The sequence below is a fragment of the Marinilabilia salmonicolor JCM 21150 genome (genome assembly GCF_000259075.1).
GTDB classification, from domain to species: domain Bacteria; phylum Bacteroidota; class Bacteroidia; order Bacteroidales; family Marinilabiliaceae; genus Marinilabilia; species Marinilabilia salmonicolor.
In genome coordinates this window covers 73,404-90,685 of record NZ_AJKI01000053.1, presented here as the reverse complement: position 1 = coordinate 90,685, position 17,282 = coordinate 73,404, and the positions used below count along the sequence as shown (strand labels likewise).

At 41.4% G+C, this 17,282-nt stretch carries 16 protein-coding genes; 6 read left to right on the top strand and 10 right to left on the bottom strand.

What is annotated here, in order from left to right; translation table 11 throughout:
- Positions 1 to 118: 118 nt before the first annotated feature.
- Positions 119 to 832, top strand: a complete 714-nt coding sequence (locus W7W_RS0119565) for a DUF4959 domain-containing protein (protein WP_010665332.1) — start codon at positions 119 to 121, stop codon at positions 830 to 832.
- Positions 833 to 1,335: 503 nt separating this feature from the next.
- Here the strand turns inward: W7W_RS0119565 and W7W_RS0119560 are convergent.
- Positions 1,336 to 1,887, bottom strand: a complete 552-nt coding sequence (locus tag W7W_RS0119560) for a hypothetical protein (RefSeq protein WP_010665331.1) — start codon at positions 1,885 to 1,887, stop codon at positions 1,336 to 1,338.
- 341 nt (positions 1,888 to 2,228) lie between these two features.
- Here W7W_RS0119560 and W7W_RS0119555 point away from each other — a divergent pair, with 341 nt between their 5' ends.
- Together W7W_RS0119555 and W7W_RS0119550 are read left to right on the top strand one after the other, a co-directional pair.
- Positions 2,229 to 3,299 (top strand): zinc ribbon domain-containing protein, encoded by a 1,071-nt coding sequence (locus W7W_RS0119555; protein WP_010665330.1) that lies wholly within the window; start codon positions 2,229 to 2,231, stop codon positions 3,297 to 3,299.
- A gap of 48 nt (positions 3,300 to 3,347) precedes the next feature.
- The gene (locus W7W_RS0119550; protein ID WP_010665329.1) at positions 3,348 to 4,037 is read left to right on the top strand and encodes a hypothetical protein; all 690 of its coding nucleotides are present in this window, start codon (positions 3,348 to 3,350) and stop codon (positions 4,035 to 4,037) included.
- A gap of 187 nt (positions 4,038 to 4,224) precedes the next feature.
- Here W7W_RS0119550 and W7W_RS0119545 read toward each other — a convergent pair whose 3' ends face one another.
- Both W7W_RS0119545 and W7W_RS0119535 read right to left on the bottom strand, forming a co-directional pair.
- Positions 4,225 to 4,962 carry a superoxide dismutase gene (locus W7W_RS0119545; RefSeq protein WP_010665328.1) on the bottom strand — a complete coding sequence of 246 codons (738 nt, stop codon included), beginning with the start codon at positions 4,960 to 4,962 and terminating at the stop codon, positions 4,225 to 4,227.
- A gap of 163 nt (positions 4,963 to 5,125) precedes the next feature.
- Positions 5,126 to 6,364, bottom strand: coding sequence for a cation:proton antiporter (locus tag W7W_RS0119535; protein ID WP_010665327.1), 1,239 nt, complete (start codon positions 6,362 to 6,364; stop codon positions 5,126 to 5,128).
- Between the two features lie 255 nt (positions 6,365 to 6,619).
- Here W7W_RS0119535 and W7W_RS0119525 point away from each other — a divergent pair, with 255 nt between their 5' ends.
- The 3 genes from W7W_RS0119525 (at position 6,620) to W7W_RS0119515 (ending at position 9,647) form a co-directional block, all read left to right on the top strand.
- Positions 6,620 to 8,245 carry a DUF4139 domain-containing protein gene (locus tag W7W_RS0119525; RefSeq protein WP_010665326.1) on the top strand — a complete coding sequence of 542 codons (1,626 nt, stop codon included), beginning with the start codon at positions 6,620 to 6,622 and terminating at the stop codon, positions 8,243 to 8,245.
- Positions 8,246 to 8,411: 166 nt separating this feature from the next.
- On the top strand, positions 8,412 to 8,717 hold the full coding sequence (locus W7W_RS0119520; protein WP_010665325.1) for a hypothetical protein: 306 nt from the start codon (positions 8,412 to 8,414) through the stop codon (positions 8,715 to 8,717).
- Between the two features lie 6 nt (positions 8,718 to 8,723).
- Entirely contained in the window at positions 8,724 to 9,647 is a 924-nt protein-coding gene (locus tag W7W_RS0119515; protein WP_010665324.1) for a ketopantoate reductase family protein, read from the top strand.
- Between the two features lie 8 nt (positions 9,648 to 9,655).
- Here W7W_RS0119515 and W7W_RS0119510 read toward each other — a convergent pair whose 3' ends face one another.
- From W7W_RS0119510 to W7W_RS0119480, 7 genes are all read right to left on the bottom strand, one after another.
- Positions 9,656 to 10,231, bottom strand: coding sequence for a hypothetical protein (locus tag W7W_RS0119510; RefSeq protein WP_157202514.1), 576 nt, complete (start codon positions 10,229 to 10,231; stop codon positions 9,656 to 9,658).
- Positions 10,232 to 10,282: 51 nt separating this feature from the next.
- Entirely contained in the window at positions 10,283 to 11,716 is a 1,434-nt protein-coding gene (gene hydG / locus W7W_RS0119505) for a [FeFe] hydrogenase H-cluster radical SAM maturase HydG (RefSeq protein WP_010665322.1), read from the bottom strand.
- A gap of 354 nt (positions 11,717 to 12,070) precedes the next feature.
- The gene (locus W7W_RS0119500; protein ID WP_010665321.1) at positions 12,071 to 12,544 is read right to left on the bottom strand and encodes an NADH-quinone oxidoreductase subunit NuoE family protein; all 474 of its coding nucleotides are present in this window, start codon (positions 12,542 to 12,544) and stop codon (positions 12,071 to 12,073) included.
- A 54-nt stretch (positions 12,545 to 12,598) separates the two neighbouring features.
- Positions 12,599 to 14,368 carry an NADH-dependent [FeFe] hydrogenase, group A6 gene (locus W7W_RS0119495; RefSeq protein ID WP_010665320.1) on the bottom strand — a complete coding sequence of 590 codons (1,770 nt, stop codon included), beginning with the start codon at positions 14,366 to 14,368 and terminating at the stop codon, positions 12,599 to 12,601.
- Between the two features lie 35 nt (positions 14,369 to 14,403).
- Positions 14,404 to 16,197, bottom strand: a complete 1,794-nt coding sequence (locus tag W7W_RS0119490; protein ID WP_010665319.1) for an NADH-ubiquinone oxidoreductase-F iron-sulfur binding region domain-containing protein — start codon at positions 16,195 to 16,197, stop codon at positions 14,404 to 14,406.
- A gap of 144 nt (positions 16,198 to 16,341) precedes the next feature.
- Positions 16,342 to 16,740 carry a (2Fe-2S) ferredoxin domain-containing protein gene (locus W7W_RS0119485; protein ID WP_010665318.1) on the bottom strand — a complete coding sequence of 133 codons (399 nt, stop codon included), beginning with the start codon at positions 16,738 to 16,740 and terminating at the stop codon, positions 16,342 to 16,344.
- Complete coding sequence (locus W7W_RS0119480; RefSeq protein WP_010665317.1) at positions 16,737 to 17,282, bottom strand: ATP-binding protein; 546 nt, start codon at positions 17,280 to 17,282, stop codon at positions 16,737 to 16,739. The genes W7W_RS0119485 and W7W_RS0119480 overlap by 4 nt, the downstream gene beginning before the upstream one ends.

Below are 17,282 nucleotides of genomic sequence, written 5' to 3'. Positions count from 1 at the left end.
TGATAATGTCATCCTCATTTTTTGCCATCAAAGTAACGGCTGAAGACGGGGGCTTACAATATGCCCGAGGCCGAAGGCTTACTTTAGATGTCAACATACATTTATAACAACAATACTTTTGGCATTTTCACTTGTTCTGGTTTCCTGTTCAGAGGATGACAACGAAGATAAAACACCACCAGCACAAGTTTCAGACCTGGAAGCTGTTATTGGCGAAGGAGAAATTACACTTTCCTGGACAGAACCGGAGGATGACGATCTCGAAGATATTGAAATATCGTATACTCCGGGAACGAATCCGACACTCACACAATCATCTGGATTGGAACAAATTACGGTCCAGGGGTTGTCAAACGGAACGGAATATACATTTTCCGTCAAAACTGTAGATAAACACGGAAACAAATCACAATCTGTTGATATTTCCGCCACACCCAACCCGTTTATGGTTGTCTCTCCAGATCAAAGCGATTATTATTCTGCCACAGCATTTACAACCGATGGTAATGGACATTTAGTCATGGAAGTTACCTTTAACAGACCTGTAGATGTCAATTCAGTAAAACCCGGGGAGACCATCTATTTCCAAGCAGATATCATTTCACAGGGAACAGTTGAATTTTCGAATGATAATAAAACTGTGACATTTACAACCACAGAAACAGCTTCTGAGTTAGGTACGTTTTCACCAGATTTATATTTTGATTTTATTCTCATCGGCAATGATGCAGGAAACGGGACCATCACAGATACCAATGGAGTGATTCTGGACGGAGACGAAGACGGAAATAGCAGCGGCAATTATATCCTGAATCTCATTTTAATCGGCTAATCCTGAAAAACTGTTATGAAGCCGTTTCTATAAAACCCCACCAGTACCCGGAGAAATCGAAACTTAAGGTAAAGATTGCTTCGTTTCACTTACAATAATTTCATTTATGTAAAACAGGCCAGGTTGGAGGGGCTAATTAGCGTTTGTCTATAAAGTCCAACTTCTGCGTTGTTGCTCAAAATCTAAATCCTCAAATACATTAGTATTCTGCGGTTTATATTTTTCACACGCCTTGAATTTGAGCTTGCTATCTCAAACACATGAAAAACGCTTAGTTTATGGACAGACACTTATCAGCAAAATCGAAAATTACTCCCTCCAACCCAATAAAATAATTTAACAATGATAGGAAAGCAATTTCTTTTCTTTAAAAGGACATCAGTGTTGTTCAATAATAAATCTATTTTGAAGAAGCCACCCCGACCAAATACGAGTGAAAATTAAAAATCAACCGCATTTAAAAAATTCATAATCAGTAAAGTTGCACAAAAATAATTCCTTACCTACAAAACTTTATCAGTCGGAAATAACGATTCAACTTCCCGCTGGAAGGCGGGATAAGCCGGAAGACCCCGTTGAACTTGCTTTGATATATCTTTCCCCACCCCGACATACATCTGCTTTAGCTCATTTGCCCGAATTTTTGCAGCATCAATAAACTGTTTTTTCTTTAAAGCTTTCATATATTGAAATAACAACCCGGGTACAGGTGTTGCATACAGATATCCGGGCTGTACACTGCTTCGATAGATATTTTTAAAAGCCTCTTCAGCCTTTTCCAGATTACCGCAAAATGCCGACGCCATTGCCAGGTTGTACCAATCGTGCCGATAGTTTCTTAAATGGCATGTCTTTTCAAGAAAATGGAGGCTCTCTTCATATTTCTTTCGCTTATACAACGCCAACCCACACATCCGATTTGCCAGAAATGCAATTTCAATTTTTACTGAATCGACAAGCGGAAGTGCAAGCCTAAATGCCTTTTGATAAGCACCATGCGTCAAGGCATAATCTGCCCTTTTTAAACGACGACTTTTAAAAAGAATTAAATGCATGTTTCAATAATCATTTCAAAAAGAAAGCAAAAATACACTTTTGAAGACAGATGCGGAGGTCTTTATTAAAAAAAAACAGGAATGCCTGGAGGCAGTCGTTGAGATGATCCAGTAAGCTAAAAAATAATCACATGCACTGCTTTCGACTCTTAATCAAATAAGTTGTAAATGTTTGAGGCCAGAACCAGTTTTTTTAAGAAGATTTCTTAATTTTATACCTGAAAATATTGGTTAATGGAAAAATATTCAAAAATGCCATAACCGACACCTCTGGAATAATCCGGGGGTTGAAATACATTCAACAACCAGAGAAAAAAAAGGAACAAATACAGATATAAAAGATGACCGAAAAAATAATAGTTGACTGTCCAAAATGTTCTAAAAAAGTAAGAATTCCGGTTGGAAAAAAGATAAGATTTGTTTGTCCATCATGTGCTGAAGAACTGGAATATGATGACCTTCCGGAAATTAGTAAAAACAGCGGGATAAATCCAAAAGAGACTGATAAAGCACAAAAAGAAAAAACAGGTTATATCGGACATATTGCCTTAATCTTATCATCCTTAATCATTTCAATACCTATTGTCATCGGGTACTATCAATATCTTATGTGGATACCCATAAAATCAATTGAAATCAGGATGATTGTTGTTGTATTAATATACGCTTTATCTGTATATCTCCTGATCTTCAAATTTAAAAAACTTGCTTTTGCACTTATGATTATCCTACTTCTTAAAATGGGATATAATCAATATTTTAATAAAAAAGGATTGACGTATAATAAGGCATTCAGAGGATATGTAACTCTTGTTGAAAATAAATTTGAAAACAATCCCAACCTTTTAAAAGATGTTGAAAATAGCATTATTATAAGCGTTGAAAGTGATATCATCAGTTCCATTGACTACAACCACTCAGAGGTAAAACAATTTTCAAATCAAGCCGCCATAAATTATTTTACAGAAGATAATGATAAATATTTTAATAATTATGGAAATATAATAAGATATTTCTCAGTCTTTAAAACAATTAATGGAGCATGGAAATATGTATCTGATCCGTCAGATGAAGAACATTTTGCAAACGCGTCTGAGAGTTTAAATTCTATGGCAGGTGATTGTGAGGACTATTCAATAATGATGGCTGCGTGCATAAAAGCTGTTGGAGGAAAAACCAGGATTGTTTGGGTCAAAGAGCATGCTTTCCCCATTGTTTTGGTAGCAAGTGACAAGTATGAATACAATCTGAAAGTCAAACCGCTTCTTAACCTTTTATTTACAGATATCTACGAAGAAGATTTCGGAGTCGTTCAGAATGAGGAAGGAATATGGTTAAACTTTGACTATACAAAGAGTTATCCGGGAGGACCATTTCTGAATAAAGAAGTAATAAAACTCATCAAAATATGATCGATTTTCCGTGGAATAATTAATACCAATCCCTAATTCAATAAGACAATGAAAAAAACAGTTCTTATAATTTTACTTTCAATTTCAAGTCTGAATCTTTTCTCACAACTAAAAAAAGGAGAGACAGTTGTATCATTAGATGGAAATTATTTAAAAAACAACACTGAAAATGGTGTCACATCGAATCATAATGCGTCACAAATTAAAAATTTAAATCTTGGAGCGTCGGTTGGCTATTTTATAGCAGACCGAGTTGAATTGGGGGTTGGACTTGACTATTATTGGGAAAAAGAGTCCCGAACGAATAAATTAATGATCGGAGACTTCTATCAGGCTGAAGTCATGGATTTAAAATCAAATGCATATTTGCCGAACATTTATATAGGATACTATCATTCAATTATTGACAAGCTGTACCTTAGTGGAAAAGTAAAATTTGGATACGGTAAAATAAAATCTGAATGTAGTACACTCATTGCCGGTAGATCCAATTATCCATCAGAATCTTCGTATTCCCCTCCCCCTTATACGACAGTGTCGCAAGATGCTTACGAAGCTGATTTATTCAATGTTGAAATCATACCGGAGCTGACTTGGTTTATTTCTCCTAAAGTTGGTCTTTCTCTCGGATTGGGAGGTGTAAAACACACGATGATTGATTGGGAATCGGAAAACTCCGGTTGGTCTGTAAATTTCGATCCGGCATATTGGAACTTTGGGTTTAAAATAAGATTATAAAGGATAAGTTTACAAGCATATAAAGGAAGAGATCGAGAACCGGAATTAAAGAACAAAAACCAACTGAGTGATCGCTTCAAACATGCCCCCGGACAATTCGGCAGCGACGTTTCGGAAAGGAAAAAGGCTAAAAGAAACCTTTCAGACACATCGTTTCTTTTAACCTTTATATCATTTTAACTGTCAATTATCCCTTCCATTCTCCTTTATTGGCTTTCTCCCAGCGTTTGCTAACCGTTTTCCAGTCCACCACATTCCAGAAATTGTCCACGTAAGTGCCACGCATATTCTGATACTTCAGGTAATAGGCATGTTCCCAGACATCCAAAGCAAGCAAGGGAATGCCTTTTTCAGAAACAACATCCATCAAAGGGTTATCCTGATTAGGTGTAGAAGACACCTTCAATTTTTTATTGGCATCCATATAGAGCCAGGCCCAACCACTGCCAAACTGTGTCTTGGCAGCATTAGAAAATTCCTTTTTAAACTCATCCATCGATCCAAAATCCTTAACCAATGAATTTAGCAGACGAGCTGATGGCTCACCTCCATCAGGAGACATATTTTCCCAAAACAAGCGGTGATTGTAATATCCCCCTCCATTGTTTCTAACAGATTCGCTATGCCCGGATACATTGGCAAAAATCTGATGCATAGCCGTCGTTTCCATCTCGGTTCCCTCAATGGCTTTCATAAACTTACCATAATATCCGCGATGGTGTTTATCGTAATGCAACTCCATAGTTTGTGCATCAATATATGGTTCCAACGCATCATAAGCATATCCCAGTTCGGGAAATTTATGACCATCGATGGTCGCGGCTGCCGAAGCAGTTGCTCCGTTATTGTTACTTTTTTTCCCTGTGGGAACACAGGCACTTACAGCTGCCATACCCACGAGTGATAAAAAATGACGTCGTTCCATATTCCGTAGTTTTTAGATTTCAAAAAGATGATTGTAGTAATAAAAACACGTAGCCAATGAAAATGTTTGATTTTCGGAAAGGTTTTAAAAAACTTAAGTTATTCGATAACATCATTTTCCTTCGGCTATTTGCCGGATAAACATCGGCTTATTCCACTTTTTTTTATGAATCCTCCTCATTGCGACGTTCATCTTTAATCTCTCCGGCATTTTTTAAAGATAGTTTCGATATCACCGGGCCAAATAACTCATGAATAATTGCCGTACCAATAACAACCGTCATTATTAAGGTAGAGAAAGTTCTAAAAGCCTCTTCTTTTGATACCAGCAATGCCAACCCTATGACAATGCCACCTTGGGGTAACAAGCCACCGGCAGTGTATTTCTGTACCTGTCTGGGAGTCGGAAGAAAGGATGACGAAGCCCAGATACCGGTATATTTTCCTAAAAATCGGGCTGCAATAAACACCAGAATCAATACCGAATTCCCTGAGAGCAACGAAATATCGAGATGAAGCCCCGACAAGGTAAAAAAAATGACAAAAATAAGCTCTTCGGTATATCGCTCTAAAAGGCCGAAGATTTCCTTTCTTTGCTTGTTGTAATTAATAACTACCACTCCAAGGGCCAGGGTAGATAATAATTCGTCGACTCCAATATATGTGGCCGTTCCGTAGCAGGTAACTAAAATGGCCAGGATCAAAACGATCAATGCCCCTTCGGTCTCCTTCTTGAAATATGAAGAAAGCATATTCAATAAAAACCCAAAAGCTGCTCCCAAAAACACAGCACCCCCCACCTCATAAAACAGATGTCCCAAAGATTCAAGCATTGAAGTGTCTCCCCCTCCCATTAAAATCCTGGCGGATGCCAATGAAAGAGTAAACAAAATGATGCCCATTATATCATCGAATGCTGCAATGCCTAAAACAGAGGAACTAACAGGCCCGCTGGCTTTGTATTCTTCAATCACTGCCAAAGTAGCGGAGGGATCCGTCGGAGCTGCCAGAGAGGCTAGCAACATACTGAAAGCCAAAGCCAGATAAATAGAATCAAAAAGATTAAAAACATACTGAACAGTCAGAAAAACAAGCAAAAAGACAAGCAAATAAGCCAGCAATGATTCGGCCAGCGTCATAATCAGGTAATTCTTTCCTTCCTTCCTGATTTTATCGAAAGAGAGTGATCCTCCTATATGGAAAGTGATTACGGCCAATGAAATATTAACCAGCGGATCCCCGGTTTCGATAAAGCTGTGGGGGACAACACCCAGAACCTGTGGATTGAGCAAAATACCTGCTATAATATAACCTGATATCTTAGGCAGAGAAATACGGGCTGCCAATTCACCCAACAAAAAACCTGAAAAAATAATGATTCCTATAATTAATAATAAACTCATGAAGCTGAATTTTAACTGTATGGAGTCAGTCCATTATTTACAAAAAACATGCAAATGTCGCCTCAGTAAAAACATCTTTGATAAATGATAATAAATTATGAAGAAAACCAGATAAATAGTCATTCTCAGAATATAAACACAAATTGGTCAATGAATGTTTGGATGAAAACCGGCAAGGGATAAAAACAGTTTATGATAAATTAATTACGGCACAATAAATGTATATTTGAACATAAAACATAACCTTCTTTTCTTATGAAGACTTTCGTATTTGTAATTGCCATGATGGGCTTATCTCTCATGCAGGCCCAGGCACAAAAAGAGATATCATCTGAGATATCCGATGTAGTGGTCTACTTAAAAGGCGCTCAGGTTACACGGACAGCAAACGTTTCCGTTGGCCCGGGCAAATCAATACTTCTGTTCAAGGGACTTACTCCCCGTCTCAATTCCAACAGTCTGCAGGTTTCTACCGGAACCGGAATCACCATTCTTTCGGTAAATCACAGCATCGATTATCTGGACTCCCCAAAATCGGATGAGCTGGCCAAAAAACTGGTCAACAGAAGAGATGAACTCCAGGACAGTATTTCACTTAACAAGAACACCCGGCTGATCTACATCAAGGAACAGGAAATGTTAATCAGCAATCAGTCGATTGGCGGACAGCAAACCGGTGTTAATGTGGAGCAACTCATCAGGGCGACTGATTTTTTCCGTCAACGTCTCACGGAAATTGAAAAAAACCTGTTTGATAATAACAGAACAACCCTTGAGATGCAAAGACGTCTGGATAAAATTAATCGTCAGCTGAACGAGTTGAATGCCCAGGACGACCAGCCCACCAGCACCATCAAAATAGCTGTTTCAACCAATCGAACCGTTCAAGCACCGGTTGAACTTACCTACACCGTTCGTGATGCACGCTGGCAGCCATTTTATGATATTCGCGTAGAGGATACCGATGCACCGATAACGCTGGTGTACAAAGCCAAAGTTTTTCAAAGCACCAACGAAAACTGGGACAACGTAAAGCTGACACTCTCCACTGGCAACCCCACCATAAGCAACTACAAACCTGAGTTGCAACCCTGGTTTTTATATCCTGCTCCTGTGCAAATGCCGAAAGTAATGAAAGGCATAAACATCGTTGAAGACGATGTAGAACTATATGAAGAAATGGTAATTGAAGACAAGGAAGAAGAAGCCAGGCCCATACGCATCAGAGGTATGTCCTCTCTTGGTAAACAAAACGTCACCACCATTCAACAACAAACAACCACAGCTTTTGAAATCCAAATCCCCTACACTATTCCTTCCGATAATCAGGGATATGACGTAGCCGTTTCGGATCACCAGGTAAAAGCAGATTTCCAATACGCAACAGTGCCCAAACGCTCACCCCACGTTTACCTGATGGCTCATATTGCGGACTGGAACGAACTAAATCTGCTTCCCGGACAAGCCAACATCTATTTCGATCAGACTTACCAGGGTAAAACGATTCTGAATCCTTTCTCTTCCGAAGATACCCTCAATCTGTCCGTAGGCCGCGATCCCGGCATCATCGTGGAGCGCGAATTACAGAAAGATTTCTCTTCCAAATCCCTTTTTGGCAATAATGCCAAAGAGACCAAAGCATGGAAAATCACAGTGCGAAATAGTAAAAACACCAAAGCATCTGTGCTGGTGGAAGATCAATATCCCGTTTCCACCAATAGTGACATCAAAGTGGAATTAGAAGAGAGTAACGGAGCCAAAGTAAATCCCCAAACCGGGTTGCTCATCTGGGACCTGATACTGGCCCCCGGCGAAACCAAAGAATTACGATTCATTTATACGGTTCGATATCCTAAAGAGATGGATCTGATTATCGAATAAAAAACAAGAACCTAAATAAGGACAAAAGATATTGTCTCTCAACCAAAAAGAAAGAACGGGAGGCAATATCTTTTGTTACTCCCTCATTCCCGAATGCTCAATCCTACACTTTTTTATTGAGGTTTTGCAGCACATTTTGTAGATTCGCTTAACTAAAAACGAACAAATGAAGAAAATAATAATTATTGCAACCATTGCCTTGCTCACTGCATGTGTGACCAGGGACATCAATGACATTAAAGAAGGAATGTCTTCAACTGAAGTTACTGATATTGCCGGCGAGCCTGCCGAAAAAGTGGAAATGCCACTGGATATTGAATGGTGGGTTTACGAAGAAGATAAGGTATTGTTGATATTCGAAAACGACACCGTCACCAACGTGACCTCCGAAAAAGAAATTGAGGAGTCACTCAAAGACTTCGAAAAAGGAATGGAAGATATCCAAAAGGAGATTGAAGAACTTACAAAATAAAGCTTAATGAAGATTCTGATTGTTGGAACCGGCGGTGTAGGCGGCTACTTTGGCGGTCGGCTGGCACAAGCCGGTCACGAGGTGACTTTCATTGCACGTGGCAAACACAGGGAAGCCATTGAAAAGCACGGCCTGGATGTAAAAAGTATCAATGGAAATTTCTCGGTGACGAACATCAGCGTCACCGACAAAATCTCCGATGTACCCCGGCCAGACCTAATAATTGTTTCAGTAAAAGCATGGCAGGTAAAAGACATTGCCCAACAGTTGAAGCCGGTAATTGGAAAAGAAACCATGGTTTTGCCTTTGCAGAACGGAGTTTTGGCCAGCGACGAACTAAAAGAGTTCTTACCTCAACAAAATGTACTCTCCGGTCTCTGTCGCATCATCAGTAAAATCGACGGTCCTGGAAAGATCAACCATCTTGCTGTGGACCCCACCATTGTATTCGGAGAATGCGACAACAGTAAAACCGACAGGGTTTATGCACTGGAAAAAGTTTTTAACGACAGCGGGTTTAAAGGCAGAGTAGCAAAAGACATCCAGTCTGATATTTGGAAAAAATTCATCTCCATTTGCGTAAGCGCCTGGCTGGCCGTTACACGATCCACCTATGGAGAGGTCAGAGAACAACCGGAAACCCGAAAAGTAATGCGAGATTTGTTTGAAGAAGTAACCGAACTGGCTTACAAAAAAGGGGTAAACATCGAACCCGATTTTGTGGATAAAACCATGGCCTTTATCGACACTTTTCCACCGGAATCTACCTCATCGCTAACGAGGGACGTTTGGGAAGGAAAGCCTTCTGAACTGGAATATCAGAACGGAAGCGTGGTGAAACTCGCTGATGAAATCGGATTAGATGTCCCCATAAACCGGTTTATCTATTACTCGCTGATTTTGATGGAAGAAAAAGCAAAGAAAAAATAAACTTATCGCTATTTGGCTAATGGGAACTCCATTCTTCCGCCGGTTTCAATATATTTTCTCCGGTCATACCCCATCAGACCTTGTTCATCAGCCTCCAACTTCAACTGATTGTAGCGTCTGGATTCCTTGGTCATTTTCTTAATCTGCTGTTCCGACATCCACTCGATGTTCAGCCCTATAGGAATGGAGTCACGGGTGATTAAAGGAGAGTTTCCCACCGCCGAAGAATCTGCGGTAGCGGTTTTTTGCTGATAATAAGCAGAAAGCTTTTTCACATTTCCGGAGAGTACCTCAAATTCTTCCCTGTCAATGTCGAATTTCGAGATATCTCCCTCATGCCAGACAGTAAGTTTATAATCATTCCCATCAGGGGTTAAAACACCTTGATTAAACAAGGAATCAGGCACATCCGAAAACAAGAGATAATCAAGTTTCTCTATCAAATCGATGGTATCGCCCACAACGGGATGGAGCACAACGGGGTTTTGCGATTTTAACGGAAAGACAAAAAACAATGAAAATAAAATAAGAAATGCTGCATTACCTCCCATGGAGGGGGCAGACTGGTTAGTTTTAGGTTTCATAAGCATAAAATTAAATTATTAGGAACCGCAGAAAAAGTCAGCACACCACAATTAGAAGTACAAATCCCGTTCCCCTTTTTTCACCCTCTCCAGGCGATCAATCAATTTTTCCCGAAATTGTTCATCCTGATAATCTTTCAGGTTTTCAGCAATCAATTTATATCCCTTTTCACGGGTCTCTGCAGGGGCATAATCTTCCAGATATTCAGCCATGGTAAGCATAGCATTGGGTTGACAAAACCGTTTGATAAACCCGGGAACAGAAAACTCCATAAAGTGCTCTCCCGTACGCTTTAAACGATAACAGGCGGTACAAAATGAAGGAAGATAGCCATGCCCCAGCAATTCCTCCATTACCTCATTCAACGTACGGTTGTCTCCGATGGTAAATTGCTCATGGTCCAGGTCCTGCTGATCCTTTTTAGAAGAATAGCCTTTCATTTCAATGTTGGTTCCTCCATCAATCTGCGATACTCCAAACTGAAGTACCTCATCACGAATATGGGCGGGTTCGCGGGCCGTAAGAATCATTCCAGTATAGGGCACAGCAAGCCGGAGAATGGCCACCAATCTTGTAAATTCCTCATCACTCACATCAAATTCAGGCTTCACCTCAAATCCGGAAGCTTTTTTCAACCTTGGAAATGAAATTGTATGAGGGCCCACATTGTAAACCGCTTCAAAGTGATTAACATGCCGCAGCAAACCCAACACCTCAAAGCGCCAGTCATAAAGTCCCAGCAAAGCACCAATCCCCACATCATCAATACCGGCTTCCTGAGCACGATCCAAAGCAGTGATGCGCCAGTCGTAATCCCGTTTCTTTCCTCCCAGGTGGACTTTCAGATAAGCATTCCGATCATATGTTTCCTGAAACACCTGATAAGTCCCGATTCCTGCATCTTTCACTACTTTAAAACCCTCTATATCCATCGGGGCGGCATTGATGTTAACGCGTCGGATTTCTCCGTTGCCCTTCTTCACGCTATATACATTACGCACCGTTTCGGCGATAAACGCTGCATCATATTTGGGATGTTCTCCATAAACCAATATCAAACGTTTATGACCCGAATCTTCCAACATCTCCACCTCTGCCCTTATTTCTTCGGAAGAGAGCGTAATTCGTTTCTGTTTCTTATTATCAGTCCGAAAACCACAATAAGCACAGTTATTGACACAAAGATTCCCGATGTAGAGCGGAGCAAACAGAACAATTCGTTTTCCATAAACCCGTTCTTTCAATTCGCGGGCTCCGTTTTTTATCTCCTCAATAAGATCAGGCGTATTGGCATTAATCAAAACAGCCGTTTCATCCAGCGACAAGCGATGCTTATCCAGCGAACGGGCAATAACCTCACGCACTCTCTCCGGAGTCGGATTTTCATTTCGCTTCAATATCTCCCATATCTCATCAGAATCGATAAAATTCTGCATGGGAAGATCTTCTAACTTATATTTCTGCGGATGATAAATTACGGACATAACATAACCTTTAAGACTTTAAAGGTACAATGAAAGTGCTGTTATCGGAAAGGTTTTACAGATTTTTTACAGAAACGGCGGATCGGCATCTAGCATTTCTGCTTTACATGCCAAAGAATCCGCCATCCCTGCAATCCAGTGGGTTCATGATTTAGTGTTTGTCTATAAAGTCCAACTTCTGCGTTGTTGCTCAAAATATAAATCCTCATCCCGATTGTGCTTTTTGTTGGTTTTTTGTTTAAAAAACCTTACAAAAGCTACTTCGGGACTCCAGTTTAGATTTTTCACACGCCTTGAATTTGAACTTTCTATTTCAAACACGTCAAAAACGCTTAGTTTATGGACAGGCACTATTTAATATTCTCCAAGAATTCCTTTTACATCTTCGGGAGATACGCGCCCGTAAACACGCTCACCAATTGTAACCACGGGAGCAAGTCCACAAGCTCCGACACAACGCAGGCAACTGAGAGAAAACTTTCCATCAGGCGTTGTTTCACCCACCTTCACATCCAGATGCCGCTTAAACTCCTCAAGGACTTTTTCAGCGCCTCTCACATAACAGGCGGTACCCATACAAATTGATATCGGATGTTTTCCTTTGGGCAGCATGGAGAAGAAGGAATAAAATGTCACCACGCCATAAACATGAGCAACAGAAACATTCATCTCTTCTGCCACAATCTCCTGAATTTCAGCAGGCAGATAGCCAAACATTTCCTGTGCACCGTGCAACACATTAATTAACTCACCAGGTTCATTATTGAATTTGGCGCACAAATCTTTCAATTCCTGAACTTTATTTTCGGGTATTTTTACTTTTGCCATAACTGTTTTCAATTAACAATGAACAATTACCAATTATCAACTCGCTGTCAAAGACTATTCGATCTCGGCCTTTTTCTTACGGTCGAAATAATGCGTATGCAGCAATTCATGCGACAAATCACTCATTGGTTTACCCAGAAATTCTTTGTACAACTGCTGAATAAATGGGTTCTCATGTGACTTACGAATGGGCTTACCCTTATCTTCCTCGTAAATGGCCCGCTGACGTTTCTTCAGAATATCCACATTACCATGATGATAAGGTTGTCCACCACCTCCGATACATCCACCGGGACATGCCATAATTTCAATGGCATGAAACTCAGACTTTCCGGACTTGACCTCTTCCAGCAGCTTTCTGGCATTTCCTAATCCATGGGCAATTCCGATATTCAGTTTTAGACCATCAAAATCAACCGTTGCTTTCCGGGAACCTTCCATGCCCCTGAGTTCTGTAAAATCAACTTTTTCCAGATGTTTGCCCGTATGCAGCTCATAGGCAGTGCGCACAGCAGCTTCAATGACACCACCTGTAGTTCCGAAAATAACACTTGCTCCAGTAGATTCACCTAATGGTTGGTCAAAATCATCATCAGGTAAGACGGCAAAATCCAGATTCGCATTTCGAATCAACTGGGCAAGCTCACGAGTGGAAATAGAAACATTCACATCGGGATCTCCATTCACAGAAAATTCTTCCCTTGTACACTCATATTTTTTGGCAAGACAAGGCATTACAGATACCACTACCAAATCTTCCCGCTTTTTATTCATTTTTTTGGCAAAATATGATTTGGCAATAGAGCCAAACATTTGCTGAGGCGACTTTGAAGTAGATGGCACATCCATCATTTCCGGAAACTGATGCTCAAAGAATTTCACCCATCCGGGGCAACAGCTGGTCAGTATTGGCAGTTTCACCTCTTGATCACCATTCAGATGTCTGTTCAACCGATCCAGCAACTCTGTTCCTTCCTCCATAATAGTCAGGTCAGCAGCAAAATCAGTATCAAATACATAATCAAATCCCAATTTCCGAAGTGCTGAGACCATTTTGCCTGTCACCAGTGTTCCGGGTTCCATGCCGAACGATTCACCCAATGCAGCACGAACTGCCGGAGCTGTCTGTACCACCACTGTTTTTGTGGGATCCACCAGCGCCTCAATCACCTTCCAGGTATAATCCCGCTCTGTGAGCGCGCCTGTGGGACAAACAGCCACACACTGGCCGCAATAAGTACACACCGAATGGTCAAGATCCATCTCAAATGCCGGAGCCACTACCGATTCAAAGCCACGGTTCACTGCCGACAAAACACCAACTGTCTGTACTTCATTACAGGCTGTTTCGCACCGGCGACACATGATGCACTTATCCATTTCACGAATAATTGCAGGAGACAGATCACCTTTGTAATGCGACTGCTCTCCGGTATAATGGATTTCACGAATACCCAGATTCTGCGCCAGATCCTGCAATTCGCATTCTCCGGATTTGGCACATGTCAGACACTCTGCCGGATGGTCAGATAAGATCAGCTCAACCACGGTACGGCGGGCATTGACCACCCTTACCGTATGGGTATTGACCACCATTCCCTCGGTACATTCAGTTTTACAGGCCGGAGCCAGATTGCGCCTTCCCTCTACTTCAACTACACACACCCGGCAACCGCCCGGTTTGTTTTCAAAATTCATATCGTCCATCTTCATATAGCACAAAGACGGAATTTTAATGCCGATGGATTTGGCCGCTTCCAATAAGGTGGTTCCGTTTTCCACCACCACCGGTTTATTATCTATGGTTAATTTCACTAAATTCATAAGTCGTTGTTTTTGTTGAAAGTTTCAGACCCGTTTTATTGAATACTGATGGCACCAAACTTACATTTATCCATACAAGCTCCACATTTTATGCAGATAGAGGTATCGATGAAATGCGGCATCTTTTTATCGCCTGAAATGGCATCCACCGGACAAACGCGGGCGCACAATGTACAACCGGTGCAAAGCTTGGGATGGATAACATATTGCATCAATGCACGACACTGACCGGCAGGACACTTACTCTCTTTCACGTGAGCTTCATACTCTTCCGGGAAATTATCCATCGTCGAAAGGACCGGGTTTGGTGATGTCTGTCCCAGCCCACACAAAGCAGTATCCTTAATGACATTGGCCAGATTGCGTAAACGGGTCAGGTCTCCTTCATCTCCTTTACCCAGGGTGATTTTCTCAAGCAATTCGTAAAGTCGTTTGTTTCCAATCCGGCAGGGCGAACATTTACCGCAACTTTCTTCTACTGTAAAATCCAGATAGAACTTGGCCATTGACACCATACAGTCATCCTCATCCATCACGATCATACCTCCCGACCCCATCATGGAACCGCTGGCAATCAAACTGTCATAATCGATGGGCAAATCAAGGTGATTTACAGTCAAACAGCCGCCGGAGGGACCTCCGGTCTGAACAGCCTTAAACTTCTTGCCTCCTTTGATGCCTCCGCCAATATCAAATATCACTTCACGCAAAGTTGTCCCCATAGGCACCTCAATCAACCCCACATTATTAACTTTTCCTGCCAATGCAAAAACTTTGGTTCCTGGACTCTTCTCCGTTCCAATCTTCCTGAACCAATCAGCTCCTTTAAGGAAAATGGCAGGAATATTGGCAAAAGTCTCCACATTGTTTACATTGGTAGGCTTCCCTTTATATCCACTGACCGACGGAAATGGAGGCTTCACAGTAGGTTCGCCTCGCAACCCCTCCATAGAATGAATCAAAGCGGTCTCTTCTCCACAAACGAAAGCACCGGCTCCGTAGCGGATCTCCACATCAAAATTAAAACCGGATCCAAAAATATCTTTTCCAAACAAGCCATAGTCCCGAGCCTGCTCAATAGCAATCTTAAGACGTTTAATGGCCAGAGGATATTCCGCCCGGATATAGATCAATCCGGCATCGGCGCCAATGCAATATCCGCAAATGGCCATGGCCTCAAGAACCGAGTGCGGGTCGCCTTCCAGAATAGATCTATCCATAAAAGCTCCCGGATCGCCTTCATCGGCATTACAAACCACATATTTCTGTTCCGACTCCGATTTCAGGGTTATTTCCCATTTCAATCCGGTAGGAAATCCACCGCCACCCCGTCCACGAAGGCCGGAATCTTTAACCACTTTAATGGCCTCTTCGGGTGTCATTTCATCCAGAATGGTTCCCAAAGCACTGTATCCATCCCTGGCAATGTATTCATCAATATTTTCCGGATTGATAAAACCGCAGTTTCTCAGAGCAATACGAATCTGTTTTTTGTAAAAATCCATGTGTTTGGAATCGCTCACATGTTCCTTTGTTTCAGGATCCACATAAAGCAAACGTTCCACCTTACGTCCCTTTATCAGGTGTTCAAGCACAAGGTCTTCGGCATCATCAGGTGTCACATGAACATAAAAGGTATTATCGGGAACCATTTTAACCACTGGTCCCTTTTCGCAAAAGCCAAAACAACCGGTTCGTACTACCTGTACGTCATTTTCAAGGTTGTTTTCATCAATCGATCTCTTCAGATTGACGGCAATGGCTTCGCTTTCAGAGGCCCGGCAACCGGTACCTCCGCAAACAAGGATATGATTTTTGAATCTGGCCATAGCAAATTAGATCATTAGGTTTTTAGATATCAGAAGTTTTAAACCCGATTACCGGAATAGAAGATTTTCATCCTCTTAAAAACCTGGTGGTATTCAGAAAAACAACTGATGAATTTACATTATACTATTACTGACAATAGCAGCCTATTTTCCATCGATGGTTTCGTAGCTATCGGGAATTATTCCGTCCACCAATTCACCATTTTTGATATATTTCTCAATAATTTCCGATGCCTTTTTGGTATTTACATGACCAAAAACTACAGGCTTCTCTCCGGGTAAAGTCACCTCAATGGTGGGCTCGGCATAGCAATACCCCATACATCCGGTTTGGGTCACCACTGCATCAATGGCCTGACTATCCAGTTCATCTATCATATAATTCATGGTATCTCTTGCTCCCGATGCAATGCCGCAGGTGGCCATCGACACTTTTATTTGAACCATACTTTCAGGATGGTCGCTTTTTTCTCGCAGGCTGATTTTTCCCTTGAGCTCGTCCCTCATTTTTTTGAGGTCCTGTAGATTTTTAACTTTGCTCATAACTCATTGGATTTAATATGCTTTATCTCTTCTATAATCATATTTCTGACAAAAATCCCCACTTTCGGATGTGAAATAGGAACTCCGTCCAGCACTTCGTTTATTTCGTCGGATGAAATTTCAAAAACATCCTTTTCTCTTTTCAATCGAATGACAAAATTGATTGCCGGATGACCGGTCATCAACAATGCAAGCGTTGAGGACAAATCACCCTCAGGAACGCAATCTATATGTCCCGTGTCAAACACTGCCTTCACACTGGTTCCCTCTCCCGGGGCAGACCAGATTTCAACCGTCCCTCCTGTCTGTTCCGCATTCATCTTTAGGAAAGGCAGCCCCAGCCCAACTTTTCGCGACGTCCGCGAAGTCGCATAAGGATCTGTAACCCTCTCTAAAATATGTTCATCCATACCACAACCATTGTCACAGATGGTCATCTCCAGCATCCGATCAGTATAAACCAACTCCACTTCCACCCTATCCGAACCGGCTTTAACAGAGTTTTCTGCAATGTCAAGTATGTGCATGGATAAATCCTTCAT

Bases quoted from the DNA above. Each gene is read 5' to 3' on its own strand.
- W7W_RS0119560 (WP_010665331.1), bottom strand. From the start codon at position 1,887: ATGCATTTAATTCTTTTTAAAAGTCGTCGTTTAAAAAGGGCAGATTAT.
- W7W_RS0119555 (WP_010665330.1), top strand. From the start codon at position 2,229: ATGACCGAAAAAATAATAGTTGACTGTCCAAAATGTTCTAAAAAAGTA.
- W7W_RS0119550 (WP_010665329.1), top strand. From the start codon at position 3,348: ATGAAAAAAACAGTTCTTATAATTTTACTTTCAATTTCAAGTCTGAAT.
- W7W_RS0119545 (WP_010665328.1), bottom strand. From the start codon at position 4,962: ATGGAACGACGTCATTTTTTATCACTCGTGGGTATGGCAGCTGTAAGT.
- W7W_RS0119535 (WP_010665327.1), bottom strand. From the start codon at position 6,364: ATGAGTTTATTATTAATTATAGGAATCATTATTTTTTCAGGTTTTTTG.
- W7W_RS0119525 (WP_010665326.1), top strand. From the start codon at position 6,620: ATGAAGACTTTCGTATTTGTAATTGCCATGATGGGCTTATCTCTCATG.
- W7W_RS0119520 (WP_010665325.1), top strand. From the start codon at position 8,412: ATGAAGAAAATAATAATTATTGCAACCATTGCCTTGCTCACTGCATGT.
- W7W_RS0119515 (WP_010665324.1), top strand. From the start codon at position 8,724: ATGAAGATTCTGATTGTTGGAACCGGCGGTGTAGGCGGCTACTTTGGC.
- W7W_RS0119510 (WP_157202514.1), bottom strand. From the start codon at position 10,231: ATGAAACCTAAAACTAACCAGTCTGCCCCCTCCATGGGAGGTAATGCA.
- hydG (WP_010665322.1), bottom strand. From the start codon at position 11,716: ATGTCCGTAATTTATCATCCGCAGAAATATAAGTTAGAAGATCTTCCC.
- W7W_RS0119500 (WP_010665321.1), bottom strand. From the start codon at position 12,544: ATGGCAAAAGTAAAAATACCCGAAAATAAAGTTCAGGAATTGAAAGAT.
- W7W_RS0119495 (WP_010665320.1), bottom strand. From the start codon at position 14,368: ATGAATTTAGTGAAATTAACCATAGATAATAAACCGGTGGTGGTGGAA.
- W7W_RS0119490 (WP_010665319.1), bottom strand. From the start codon at position 16,197: ATGGCCAGATTCAAAAATCATATCCTTGTTTGCGGAGGTACCGGTTGC.
- W7W_RS0119485 (WP_010665318.1), bottom strand. From the start codon at position 16,740: ATGAGCAAAGTTAAAAATCTACAGGACCTCAAAAAAATGAGGGACGAG.
- W7W_RS0119480 (WP_010665317.1), bottom strand. From the start codon at position 17,282: ATGAAGGATTTATCCATGCACATACTTGACATTGCAGAAAACTCTGTT.